The 13,003-nt window shown below is 51.1% G+C and carries 12 protein-coding genes; 7 read left to right on the top strand and 5 right to left on the bottom strand.

What is annotated here, in order from left to right:
- Positions 1-27 precede the first annotated feature (27 nt).
- The 7 genes from AC6ESP_RS27565 (at position 28) to AC6ESP_RS27535 (ending at position 7,848) form a co-directional block, all read left to right on the top strand.
- Positions 28-576, top strand: a complete 549-nt coding sequence (locus AC6ESP_RS27565) for a DUF1697 domain-containing protein (RefSeq protein WP_497099962.1) — start codon at positions 28-30, stop codon at positions 574-576.
- Between the two features lie 170 nt (positions 577-746).
- Positions 747-1,274, top strand: coding sequence for a DUF2179 domain-containing protein (locus AC6ESP_RS27560; RefSeq protein ID WP_497099961.1), 528 nt, complete (start codon positions 747-749; stop codon positions 1,272-1,274).
- Positions 1,275-1,348: 74 nt separating this feature from the next.
- Positions 1,349-2,572 (top strand): ABC transporter ATP-binding protein, encoded by a 1,224-nt coding sequence (locus AC6ESP_RS27555; RefSeq protein WP_497099960.1) that lies wholly within the window; start codon positions 1,349-1,351, stop codon positions 2,570-2,572.
- The gene (locus tag AC6ESP_RS27550; RefSeq protein WP_497099959.1) at positions 2,569-3,243 is read left to right on the top strand and encodes an ABC transporter permease; all 675 of its coding nucleotides are present in this window, start codon (positions 2,569-2,571) and stop codon (positions 3,241-3,243) included. Before AC6ESP_RS27555 ends, AC6ESP_RS27550 begins: the two co-directional genes overlap by 4 nt.
- A gap of 68 nt (positions 3,244-3,311) precedes the next feature.
- Positions 3,312-4,202, top strand: a complete 891-nt coding sequence (locus AC6ESP_RS27545; protein WP_497099976.1) for a glycine betaine ABC transporter substrate-binding protein — start codon at positions 3,312-3,314, stop codon at positions 4,200-4,202.
- A 14-nt stretch (positions 4,203-4,216) separates the two neighbouring features.
- Positions 4,217-4,849 (top strand): ABC transporter permease, encoded by a 633-nt coding sequence (locus AC6ESP_RS27540; RefSeq protein ID WP_497099958.1) that lies wholly within the window; start codon positions 4,217-4,219, stop codon positions 4,847-4,849.
- A 224-nt stretch (positions 4,850-5,073) separates the two neighbouring features.
- Positions 5,074-7,848: an endonuclease gene (locus AC6ESP_RS27535; RefSeq protein ID WP_497099957.1), complete on the top strand. Its 2,775-nt coding sequence runs from the start codon at positions 5,074-5,076 to the stop codon at positions 7,846-7,848.
- 266 nt (positions 7,849-8,114) lie between these two features.
- On the opposite strand, the gene AC6ESP_RS27530 is transcribed toward AC6ESP_RS27535, so the two are convergent.
- The 5 genes from AC6ESP_RS27530 to AC6ESP_RS27510 all read right to left on the bottom strand — a co-directional run bounded on the left by AC6ESP_RS27530 (position 8,115) and on the right by AC6ESP_RS27510 (position 12,977).
- Complete coding sequence (locus AC6ESP_RS27530; RefSeq protein WP_497099956.1) at positions 8,115-9,827, bottom strand: alpha/beta fold hydrolase; 1,713 nt, start codon at positions 9,825-9,827, stop codon at positions 8,115-8,117.
- 136 nt (positions 9,828-9,963) lie between these two features.
- Positions 9,964-10,350, bottom strand: coding sequence for a RidA family protein (locus AC6ESP_RS27525; protein WP_497099955.1), 387 nt, complete (start codon positions 10,348-10,350; stop codon positions 9,964-9,966).
- A 19-nt stretch (positions 10,351-10,369) separates the two neighbouring features.
- Positions 10,370-11,746, bottom strand: a complete 1,377-nt coding sequence (locus tag AC6ESP_RS27520; protein ID WP_497099953.1) for an amidase — start codon at positions 11,744-11,746, stop codon at positions 10,370-10,372.
- A complete protein-coding gene (locus AC6ESP_RS27515; RefSeq protein WP_497099952.1) occupies positions 11,743-11,937 on the bottom strand; it encodes a hypothetical protein in 195 nt (64 codons plus the stop codon). Before AC6ESP_RS27515 ends, AC6ESP_RS27520 begins: the two co-directional genes overlap by 4 nt.
- A gap of 11 nt (positions 11,938-11,948) precedes the next feature.
- Positions 11,949-12,977 carry an ABC transporter substrate-binding protein gene (locus AC6ESP_RS27510; protein WP_497099951.1) on the bottom strand — a complete coding sequence of 343 codons (1,029 nt, stop codon included), beginning with the start codon at positions 12,975-12,977 and terminating at the stop codon, positions 11,949-11,951.
- Positions 12,978-13,003 lie beyond the last annotated feature (26 nt).

Below are 13,003 nucleotides of genomic sequence, written 5' to 3'. Positions count from 1 at the left end.
TGGATAACAATAGGGGGCGGAACTTACATGACGATCTATATCGCACTATTGCGCGGCATTAATGTGGGCGGGCATAAGGTGATTAAGATGAATGAGCTGAAGGCGATGTTCGAGGCTCTTGGGCTTGCGAAGGTGCAGACATACATTCAGAGCGGCAACGTCCTATTCGAGTCGGATGAGACGGCAGCTGACTTACGCGCTCGGATCGAGCAGCAGATAAGGAGCGTGTTCGGCTTCGAGGTGCCGGTCGTGCTGAGAACGACGGATGAGCTGAAGAAGATTATTGCTTCATCTGACTTCAACGGTGATCAGCTCCAAGATGGAGAAACCTTATATGTGGCGCTGCTTGCAGACAAGCCAGCAGATGAGGGCAGAGAGCGGCTGCTTGCCTGCAGCAGCGAGGTGGATGATTATCGGATGGCGGAGGCCGAGGTATACATACTCTGCCGCCAGAGTATTCGGAAATCGATGTTCTCCAACAACTTTCTGGAGAAGCAGCTGAAGGTTTCGGCGACGACTCGGAATTGGAACACGATGAATAAGCTCGTCGCTATGGGAGAGCAGCTGCAAGACTAACGCCGCGACATACAACTTTTCACAGAATATAGATAATAAATGATAACTCGTATGAAGCCATGAAAAGGCTGATACGAGTTTTTTGTTTTGTTTTTGAGAACAATGGTTATTAAGTAAAGTGGCATTGGCGCAAGCATCAAGGTTAGACAGTCAGGAAGGGGCAATCTAGTGTGAACGGAATAGAGACCATTGTGACCATCGTGGTCATGAATCTGATTTATGTTTCTTTGTTTACGATTCGTATCATTCTCGTGATGAAGGCGAGACGGGTACTGGCTTCTTTAATCAGTATGTTCGAGGTATTCGCTTACTTAATGGGGCTTAACATCGTCCTGAACAACATTGACAATCCGGTCAACCTTGCTGCCTATTGCATAGGGTGGGGAGGAGGCGTATGGCTCGGCATTAAGATTGAGGAATGGCTGGCTCTTGGCTACATAACCTTGCAGATCGTAGTAGAATCCAGCTCGAATCAGCTGCCTGTGATGATCAGGGAGAAGGGCTTCGGGGTAACCAACTGGTTAGCAGAGGGGAAAGACGGGCCAAGGCTCATCATGGAGGTTCTGACCAAGCGGAATCAGGAGAAGCATTTGATGCGCATTATTCAAGAGGTGGCACCCAAAGCCTTCGTGATTTCCTATGAGCCGAGGGCTTTTCGCGGAGGCTTCTGGACGAAGCGGCTTCGAGGTGAGCCTTGATCCTCTCGATTGGGCATTATATCAGTAGTAATCGGAAAGTCTAAACATAAGAAAATTCGGAGGTTGAACAATAGATGATCCGATTCGAGAATCTCAAAAAAACATACGACGACGGCTTTGAAGCATTAAAGACAATTAATCTGGAATTCAAAGAAGGGGAACTGACGGTGTTGATAGGCCCCAGCGGCTGCGGCAAGTCTACCCTGATGAAGCACATTAACCGTTTGAACAACCCGACTGGCGGCGCCATCTATATTCGGGACAAGGACATCTCGACTATTGATCCGGTTGAGCTGCGCAGAAGCATTGGCTATGTCATTCAGAATGTCGGCTTATTCCCGCATATGGATATTGCGAAGAATGTAGCGGTCGTGCCGAGACTGCTGAAGTGGGACAAAGAGGTGACCGCCAAGAAGGTCGATGAGCTTCTCAGCATGGTGAATCTGGACCCTGATGTCTACCGGAACCGGTATCCGTCAGAGCTCAGTGGTGGACAGCAGCAGCGGATTGGCGTTATTCGCGCGCTTGCCGCAGATCCTGATGTGATTCTGCTGGATGAGCCGTTCAGTGCGCTTGATCCTATCAGTCGGGAGCAGCTGCAGGATGAGCTGATTCGCCTTCAGCAGGAGCTGAAGAAAACGATTGTATTCGTTACGCATGATATGGATGAAGCAGTCAAGATTGCCGACACGATCGTTCTCATGAAGGACGGGGAAGTCGTGCAGACCGGCTCGCCTGAGCATATACTGCGTCATCCAGCGAATGAATTCGTTACGAGCTTTATCGGCAAGAAGCATCTGACGAACGATACGCTTGACCCTGGATTAACCGTCGATGACGTCATGTCGGTCAATCCAGTTACCGCCTCCCCTGAACGGGGACTTGCGGCTGCTATTCAATTCATGGAGAGGCATCGGGTCGATTCGTTGATCATTGTCGGCAAAAAAAGAGAGCTGCTCGGCCATGCTTCCATCTTCAACGTGCTCAAAGGCTACAGGCATGAGGACAGCCGCCTGGCTGATATTATGAAGCCTTTCGTTCACGTCGTGGAATCTGGTTCATCGGTTGCTTTTGCCTTGACACTGATGAATGAGCACGGCCTGCCATACGTCCCGGTTGTTCGGGATGGACAGCTTATCGGTCTCATCACCAAGGGCAGTGTCGTGCGTCATATGGCAGAGATGTACAATCCCGATGATATGAGTCTGGAGGAGCTTACTGCGGAGGCAGAGAAGCTGAAGGAGGAGGCTCCGCTTGAACTGGAGGAGACCGGTGAAGAAAGGGGAGAGCGCACATGATGGAATGGCTGTCTGAGTATGGGTCCTTCCTGACGAGCAGACAGGGAGATATTCTGATTGCGCTTCGCGATCATATTTATATATCGGCGCTGTCCATCCTGCTTGGTGCCATAGTGGCAATCCCGGTTGGCATATGGCTGGCGGGAAGCCGGATAGGCTGGCTCAACAGTGTCGTATTCACGATTGCCAACGTCCTGCAGACCATTCCGAGCTTGGCGCTGCTCGCCATACTAATACCGCTCCTTGGAATCGGACGAACGCCGGCGGTCTTCGCGCTGTTCCTGTATTCGATCATGCCGATTATGCGCAATACGTATTCAGGCTTCAAGGCGGTTGACCCTAACGTGATGGAAGCAGCCAGGGGGATGGGCTACAGCCGGCTGCAGCGATTGCTGCGCATTCAGCTGCCGTTGTCGTTCCCATTCATTATGTCGGGGCTGCGCGTAACGACGGTCTACATCATTAGCTGGGCAACGCTCGCGACCTTGATTGGAGCAGGTGGTCTAGGACAGCTGATCTTCTCTGGTCTTGGCGTGAATAAGAAGGAATTGATTGTGACCGGTGCATTATTAGCAGTTATTCTGGCGCTTGTGGCAGACTATCTGCTGGGACTCGCAGAGAAATGGGTGACGGCTAAGACAAGAAGCACGCCGGCATCCGGTACGGTATGACAGCAGGGGGAATTGGAATGAGACATCGAACAACACCAACATCGGGAGCAAGGGTGAAGGGAAGAGCAATGCGTGTGCGATTGGCTCTCTTAGTAGTGGGGGCTGTCTCCGTCTGTGCTATGCTATCAGGCTGTGGTAACAGCAACACCATTACAATTGGGACACAGACCTTCTCTGAGCCCAAGATTATTGCCAATATGTACAAGCTGCTCATTGAGGACCGGACGGATATGAAGGTGAAGGTTATGCCTGATCTGGCGACAAGCACAGTTGTGCTGGATGCGCTGACGAATGATGACATTCAGATGGCTTCGCTCTATTCGGGCATTATTCTGGATGATTATTTTCCAATCGAGCGGACGAACGACCGTGCAAGCATATTGAAACAAGCCCAAGAGGGCTTCGACAAGCATTACGGGCTGAAGTGGTTTGATTCCTATGGCTTCGAGAATACGTATGCATTCACCGTTCGCAAGGATTTGGCAGAGAAGGAGAATCTTCAGAAGATAACGGATGTGAAGGATAAAGCGCAGTCGATGAGACTGGGAGTTGACACGTCTTGGCTCGAGCGTGCTGGTGATGGGTATGCGGATTTCCAGAAGGTCTACGGCATCTCGTTCGGCAAGGTCTATCCGATGGAGGTAGCGCTCGTCTATAGTGCTATTGCAACTAATAAGATGGATATCGTCGTCGCCTATTCGACCGATGCGCGCTTGAAGGAATATGATCTGGTTACGCTGGAGGATGACAAGCATTTCTTCCCGCCGTATGATGCCTCTCCGGTTATTCGCAAGGAAGTGCTGGAAGCTCATCCGGAGCTGCAGGAGGTCATTGATCTGCTCATTGGCAAGCTGGATGCGAAGACGATTATTGATCTGAACTATGAGGTTGATGTGAATAAACGCAATGAGAAAAAGGTAGCCGAGGAGTATTTAGTGCAGATCGGATTGCTGAAATAATGGAGTGAATCGAGATGGATATGTTTTTCCGCTATGTTAGAGAAAATTGGGTTGATCTGCTGGTCTTCACTGGGCAGCATATTATGATGGTGCTGATTGGCCTGCTGCTGGCGCTTGCGGTGGGCATCCCTCTCGGTATATTGGCATCACGTAATTGGGCGAGTGCACGGATTATTCTCACGATAGCGAACATCATTCAAGTATTCCCGAGCCTCGCGCTCTTGGTGCTCTTGATGGTTGTCTTCGGCCTTGGGACGACAACAGTTGTTGTGGGCTTGTTCTTGTATTCACTGCTCCCGATTATTCGCAATACGTATGTAGGGCTCACTCAGGTGGACAAGTCCATTATGGAAGCTGGCAAGGGGGTCGGAATGAGTCCGCTGCAGATTATGGTCAATGTACAGCTGCCTCTCGCTCTGCCGTTCATGCTGACGGGAATACGAATTGCTGCAGTGATTGCGATTGGGGTCGCGACGATTGCGCCGCTTGTGGGCGGTGATGGATTGGGGCGAGAAATCTATTCGGGCATCAATATGAATAACTCCGCTCGTCTGTATGCCGGAGCGATTCCTGCCGCGATTCTGGCGCTGCTGGCTGACTTTGCCTTGGAGCGGCTGCAGAATGCGACTAGAGTTGCCGGAAGGTAGCTGCATACCCGAATCAAATAAAGCCTCCTAAGCTGCGAAGGATGCAGCTCGGGAGGCTTTTTATATTTTCAGCTCCGTCGCACCATAGCTGTCCACCCTTTTACCAATTCAATAGATTTCACCCTATTAGGTTACTAGTTTTTACAAAAACATATAACTTCCCCTCCTTTTTACATGGTAGAATATGGTCGTTGTGATAATAGATTATCATTGGAGGGATAGGAATGAGAAGGCTTGCTAGATGGAGAACGAAGTGGCTAATGACAGTGCTGGCGCTGTCTATGGTTCTGTCGTTTCAAATGTACTGGGGAACCGGGATTCAAGAAGCGCACGCTGAAGGACCAGCCGATCCGGCCCCTTATATCAACGCTGCAGTCGTAAATGAAAATGCCGGCAAGAAGGTGTTGTTCGATAATTCGCACGCCCAAACGGCCGGTGCCGCAGACTGGGTTATTGACGGAGGCTTCTCCGACTTCGGCAACGCGCTTGCCAATAACGGCTACTATGTCAAGGAGCTTCGTAAGACAACTCCTTTCACCTATGATGACTTGAAGGATTACGATGTATTTGTTATTGCAGAACCTAACGTTCCTTTTAAAACGAGTGAGCAGGATGCAATGCTTCAATATGTAGAACATGGTGGCAGCATCTTCTTCATCGGCGACCATTATAATGCGGACCGCAACAAAAACCGCTGGGACGGCTCGGAGTCGTTCAACGGCTACCGCCGCGGTGCATGGACTGATCCGACGCAAGGGATGAGTAATGCCGAGAAGGCTTCCGCAGCGATGCAGGATGTATCCAGCTCTGATTGGCTGGGCGAAAACTTTGGCGTCCGCTTCCGTTACAACGCATTAGGCGACGTTAACGCTAATGTCATCGTTGAACCGGAGCAGGCTTTTGGTATTACGGAAGGTGTATCAAGTGTTGCGATGCATGCCGGCTCTACTCTTGCCATTATGGACCCTGAGAAGGCTAAGGGCATTGTATACGTGCCTGAAACGAATGAAGCCTGGGGCCCCGCTGTAGACCAAGGCGTATACAATGGCGGCGGTATCGCAGAAGGTCCCTATGTCGCCGTATCCAAGGTTGGCGCAGGCAAAGCGGCTTTCATCGGCGACTCCTCCCCGGTTGAAGACGTTACGCCAAAATATTTGCGCGAGGATACCGGCGCGAAAAAAACAACTTACGACGGCTTTAAAGAAGTCGACGATGGCGTACTGCTTGTCAATCTGATTGACTGGCTGGCTGTTGAAGAAAGCTTTACCAGCTTCTCTGAGGTAGATGGTCTTGAACTGGACGAGCCAACAGCGCTGCATGCTTTTGAAGATCCGGCAGCATCGACGGAGCCGAAGCCGGAGCCATGGGCTGCTCCGAACGCCGGTTATGTGTGGTACGATATGTCGACCTTCAAGGCAGGGTCCTACGGCGGTTCTTCCATCGTTAATAATCCGGTTTACAGCTTTGTTCATCAGGATACGCTGCCGAATGCGGAATCATTCCCAATCCGCGTCGTTATTGACGGCATGGCGCCAAATACGACGGTATCTGGCTATCAGATTGGCATTTACTTGGCGGGCGGCACTCAGGTTGCCAAGGTGCAGAACACCGACGGCACATGGCCGACGAACTACGGCTACAGCGCTTCCTTCAGTGTAACATCTGATTCGCTTGGATATGCGTACAAGGATTTAACCGTACAGCTTAAACCAGGCACTGCTGGATCGGCCAGCCTGCGTCTGCGCCAGGTGCTTACAAGCTCGACTAATCTCTATACCAAAACAGTCACAATTGATGATGTGCCGGCTGAGGAGCTGCCTGGCGAGAATGGCGGCATTCCCGAGCTGAGCACGATTGCCGAAGCACGCGCTGAGGCTGTGGGCTCGCTTGTAACTGTGGAAGGCGTTATCACGACGGAGCCGGGAGCTTTTGGCGGGCAAGCCTTCTACTTGCAGGATGAAACGGGAGGCATTTATGTCTATCAGCAGGCATCTGGTTACCATCAAGGCGATGTGGTCAAAATAACGGCAGCAACTGTGCTCTACAATACGGAGCTGGAGCTTGCCGAAATCGTCGAAATCGAGAAGACGGGAGGGTCTGAGCTACCTGCTGCTGCCGCTGTGGAAGCGGTAAACGACGCAAATCAAGGCGAGCTGCTGAAGCTGGAGGGTGTGACGATTACAGATATCATTACCGCTTCGCCAAGCGGCTCGTTTGAATTCGTTGCTAGTAGCGAGGACGGGACAAGCAATCATATCCGTGTCGATGTGCGCACGGGACTGTCGCTTGCGGCATTCCCTTACGAGGAAGGCGATAAAGTGGATATTACAGGCGTGTCGGCGATCTTCAGAGGCTTGTATCAGCTGAAGCCTAGAGGTCTCGCTGATTTTGCAGAAGTGGTAGAACTGCCTTTGGCAATGGGGGTGCCCGGCATGCCTGTGCTGTCGGACAACAATGGCCATGATACCGGCCTGCTGGATGGCAGCTATACGGTAACGATGAACATGTGGTGGGGCAATAACGGCACAACCTACAAGCTGTATGAGAACGACACGCTGATCAATACGGTGAAGCTGTCGGATGTCTCCCCTTCGGCGCAACAGGTTCAGACGGCTATTACGGGCAAGTCTAACGGCACATATGTTTATACGGCAGAGCTGACAAACGTATTTGGCACAACGGTCAGTAATACCCTTTCGGTTACGGTGAAGGATGCTTCGCCAGGCAAGTCGGTGCTCTATGCGAACAACTGGGACGGCGACGGGAGCTATGACGTACAGATGAATCTGTGGTGGGGCACTAATGCGGCGGAATACCGTCTGTACGAAGATGATGTACTGATCGACACGCAGCAGCTGGAAGCTGCAACGCCAGCGGCACAAAGCGCTGTAACGACGTTAACGGACCGCGCAATCGGCACTTATGTGTATCGTGCGGAGCTGCTTAACGCTGCCGGCGCAACGGTCAGCGACACGATTACGGTAACAGTTACGAAGTGACAATCGGATTGGTTATTCTATAAAAAAGACCATAAATGATCTAAAGACGGTGCAGATGAAGGCTCCCTGCGCCGTCTTTTTGATGCCATAAAAAACCTCACACTTGTACTGGATTAGATATTCAACGAGAAGCGGTTCATCTTTGGAGCTGTATGGAAGAAAATTGTAAGCTATGCGTCCATAACACATAAATCAAAGTGTAACGGACTGAATAGCTGTTTTTTTGCAAAATAGGCTAATTTCGATATTATGGGACGGAGTAGCAGTTATTCGATAAATTTTTGTAATATCCATTCGCCGATATCGGCAATAACCTCAGTAGAGACGAGGCCGGGGAAGCTGTACTCGCTCAAGGTGCCTGCGCCGGGCCCGTCATAATCGACGAAGAAGTGGTTGAGCCCAGGATACAGCTTGAAGGAGGCATTGGATTTGCCGCTGAGCAGCTTCTGCCACTCGACATAATCCTTATTGGCATAGACTTGGAAGTCATCTTCACCCTGCAGGATCAGAATGGGCTTCGTCAGCTTGGCTGCATAAGCGGCTGCGCTGTGAGCGTCCATTTCTTTGAAATAGTAGGAAGTGATGCCGAATGCCGTTGACTGCTTCGCTTCTTCATCGCTTAGGGAGGCGATGGCCTTCGCTTTGGTATATTCGGCCTCGAGCCATTCTTTATTGATTGCCTTCTCTGGATCGCTATCCTCCATGCCAGCAATGAAGGCGGAGTTCTGGTCATAGATGATTTCCCATAAGGTTCTTGGCGTGCCTGCCAGGGATACAATCCCTGCGAAATCTCCGCCCTCTGCATCGATTCGAGGCGCAAGCATGCCGCCTTGGCTATGGCCGATAATGTAGACGCGGGAAGGGTCGATGCGTGGATCGGCTTTGAGCAGCTTAGCTGCTGCAATCGCATCATCTACCGATTCTTCCTTAACGGTCAGCGAAGTGGCATTCTCAGGTGTGAAGCTGCTCGCATAAGTATAGGTTCGCTTATCGTAACGCAGTACAGCTATACCTTGCTGCGCAAGGCCCCAAGCCAAGTCGCGGAATGGCTTGTAGGCGCCAGCGGCTTCGTCTCGGTCGCTGGCTCCAGAGCCTTGGACAAGAATGACTGCGGGCAGTAGACCGGATGTTGTCTTAGGGAGCGTTAACGTTCCTCCAAGCGGGTACGCGTTTCCTTCTCCAACGATAGTCTCTTCCTCGGTAATCGTAGACGGAGCCGAAAGCTCTTCCGGCGCTAATTCTAGGAGTATGCCGACAAGCTTCTGAGTGCTATTAGCGACTAGAGTAAGCTTAATATCCATCTTCTCGAACGAAATAATTGCGGTTATGTAGACGACATTGGTGCTGCTGTCTACCTCCGACTGAACGGATTCCACGCCAATATAGCTGCCTGCATATGAGGAGATTTCTTCCCATGCAGAGCTAAGCATACTAACGGTTACTTGCTCCTTCAGGCCTTCGTCGAAATAATGATCTGATAGCTGCTGATAGCTGCCTTTCATGAATAAGCTCAGTACATCTTCAACTAACGTGTTCATCTCATAATCGGTAGAATGAATAATGGCTGTTTTCTTAGTGGCATCATAGCTGGCTGTGTAGCCGAGTACGTCATGGAAGAAAGAAATCGGTACGTATACGCGGCCCTTCTTCTCGATGGAGGCTGTTCCGAAGCTAACGACTTGACCATTCTTATTGTTAGAAGCTTCAGCGCTTCCAACTTGGAAGGCTATCTCGGTGCCCGAGCTGTTCAGTCGTACCTCGTTCTCTTGGCGGCTGAAGCTGACGGCTAGCCCCAATTGCTGGGCGGTCATGCGTACCGGTACCATCAGGGCGCTGCCCTTCGTGTAAGGCTGAGAGTCTTGGGATGAAGCGGTCTTGCCATTAATCGATACGGTGATGCTGGTTGCTGCGAATGTGACTGGTACGGAAGAAATGAGCAGTAAGGTGAGTGCAAGTACAGAAGCAACGATTTTTTTCACTTCTAATGAGCCTCCTCTTGTTCTTGAGATACCATATTCTTCAATCATTACGGGCAAGTCTATGAATAGGCTTCCAGTAAAATGAAAAAGAGCACCTATTACCCATGTATGGGTATAGGTGCTCTTGTGCGATGTGCTATTCTCCCCGGACGGAAGGCGCATACGCCAGCACTTCCATCTCGATTAAATAAGGGCCTAACCCGCTGAATACGGTAATGCGAGCGGGATATGGCGGCTTAATCATCCGTTCATATACTTCGTTGTATGCAGGCTGATCCTCGATACGAGCGAGATGAGTCGTTGCCTTCACGATGTGGTCGAGTGTAAGGCCAGCCTCTTGCAAGATGACTTCAATATTGTTAATACATTGCTCAGTCTGCTCCTTGATGCCGCCTAAAGGCTCAAGTGTCTGCGGATCAACGCCAACTTGACCAGCGACGTAGACGAAATCTCCGGCGCGGACGGCATGCGAGAAGGGGAGCGGGAACTTCGGTGCTGCACTTGCATGTATGATGGTAGACATAACAGCTGTCATTCCTTTCCTAGTGAATGTGTATGCTTGGCGTAGCCTGATGCCAATTCGTAGCCTGCTGATAATGATGAGCGATAGATAGCAAGCGGTCCTCTCTCATGAGCGGGCCAGCAAGCTGCATGCCGATAGGCAGCTGCTTCACAGAAGCAGTATCGAACCCGATGGGAACGGTTATGGACGGCAGTCCTGTATTGGTGAATGGTCCATTGAAGATAGGGCTGCCAGTTTTGTAGCCATAAGGGGCCACATACGGCGTTGATGGGGTCAATAGGACATCGACCTCATCGAACAGCAGCATCATCTCGCTGCGGAATATCGTTCGGATGCGCTGTGCCTGCAAATAATCAACGGCACTCGTCTGGTAGCCGAGCTCCAGCTGCTCCCGCATCGTGTGGCCGTAACGATCCGAGGCTTCTGCGAAGCGTTCCTGATGGAAGGCTGCAGCTTCTGCTCGCATAACTGTACGATGAGCTGCGATAGTCTCTTCCATATAAGAGGGCAGGGCAATCGTCTTCCATTGCACGCCCAGCTTCCCAAGTACGGCTATTGCCGCCTCTACGGCCGATAAGATGGCAGGCTCATCTGTCTGGAAGAAGCTGCTTGGCAGACCGATAACCATTCCTGAAATATCTTGCTGTAGCGCGCTTGTTAAGGCTGGCTTGCCGTGAGGAAGCGTGAAGCGGTCCAGCTCATCTTGTCCGGCTATCGCTTCGAGAACGATCGCATTATCTTGTGCGGATCGCGTGAAGGCGCCAATGTGATCAAGGCTCCAGCTGGCTGTTATGACACCGTTACGGCTAACCCTGCCGTAAGTGGGCTTCATACAGGTTAATCCGTTGTAAGCTGCTGGTCTAAGCAGAGATCCGAAGGTCTGTGTTCCGAGTGTGAAGGAAGCCATGCCCGCCGCGACTGCAGCGGCGGAGCCTGAGCTGGAGCCGCCCGGCGTATGCTCTACATTCCACGGATTGCGGGTAGACGGCTCTCCTCCCTGGAAGGCATATTCCGTCGTTGTTGTCTTACCGAGCAGGATAGCGCCTGCAGCCTGAAGCTTATCAATTACAGTAGCATTCGTCTCTGGCACGAAGTCAGGATAGGTGCTTGATCCAGCTGAGGTGCGAATGCCAGCGGTATGGATAATGTCCTTGGCTCCGTATGGAATACCATGCAGAGGACCGAGGTAGTCACCTGCCATCAGCTTGTGCTCAGACTCCCTTGCAGCCTGCAAGGCTTGTTCTGCGGTTACCGTAACGAAGGCTTGCACAGCAGGTTCAACTTCCTCGATTCGATTCAGATAGGACTCAGTAAGCTCGACGGGAGATATCGTCTTGTTCTTAATCAGTTTTGCGGCTTCGGTAATTGTCAGCTCATTAAGTGGTTTCGTTATCATCGCAGAGGCACTCTCCTATGCGGGGTATTGGGCCCTACCTCTTCCGGCAGCTTGAAGCTTCGAATCAGCTTCAAGTCGGCTGTGAATAGAGCAAGCTCCTCGCTGGTAATAACTCCGTCCGCATATTTGGCGCTTTCTGTACGGCGGTGTGTGAGATAGTCGTCCTGATAGCGGATGTTCAGAGTAATCAACCTTTCTCTCTTTATTGAGTGAAGCTTGGATCGATAATGTCCTCGTAAGCGATATCTTCCTTCAGATTGCCGATAAAGCGCTGCATGCCGATTGCGGTCTCGAAGGCTGATTCATTGATGTGTCCCTCGGCAGGGTATACCTTGCTGTCGATCATGCGTTGTACGGCTTGCTCCACGACTTGCTTGTCTAGATTCGGGAATTCCTTCACAGCGACTTCCTTGGCGCCCTCAGGGTTCGATTGAATATAGTCGAGCGCTTGCTCGATAGAGGTAACGAAGCGTTGAACGAGATCAGGATTCTTCTCAATGAAGCTTGCGGTTGTATTCATCGTTGCAAAGGCAAAGTCAGGATAATCCTTCGTGAAATCATGGACAATATGCAGTCCCTCAGCAATCCCTTGATCAAGCTGAGGCTCGTACACGATAGCGATATCGGCTTTGCCGGCTAGAACTGCACCAAGCTCGGAGCCATTCTGAACCTCAGTGATGGACACATCCTTGTCGATATCGATGTTGTTGTCAGCGAACAGCTTGCGTAGTAAGCTGTTCGAGCTTGTAGGCGCCAGGCCTACAACGATCGTCTTGCCCTTGAAGTCCTCCGGTGAGTTCACCGTTACTCCTTCTTGTGCAACCGCCCATACTGGTGCGCTTCCCGATAGAAGGACTAGTGAGCGAGCATCTCCGCCCTTCGCATTGGCGAAAGCGACATGCTCAGGACCATGGAAGGAGAACGCGGACTCGCCTGATATAACGGAGGATAATGCTGTTGGTCCGCTTCCGGCAGCGCGGATGGAGGATAGCTCAATGCGATTCTCCTCTAGGAATCCTTGGTTGCTGGCTACATAGAGCGGAAGGTAGAGCAGGTTGTGATAAACCTCGGACACCATAATCGTATCCACCTTCGTATTCTCTTGTCCCTCGCTGTTAGATCCAGCTGTGCCATTCGCAGGTTTATTAGCATTGCCCCCGCATGCGCTGAGCAGAGTAGTCAATATAACCGTCATCGTTGCTAGAATTGCTATCTTTTTGAATGTACGCATTAGTCATCAGGCCCCTTTAATGGTTG

The sequence above is a fragment of the Paenibacillus xinjiangensis genome (genome assembly GCF_059686975.1).
Note: the sequence above shows the minus strand (reverse complement) of the source record. Positions and strands in the feature narration are given on the sequence as shown.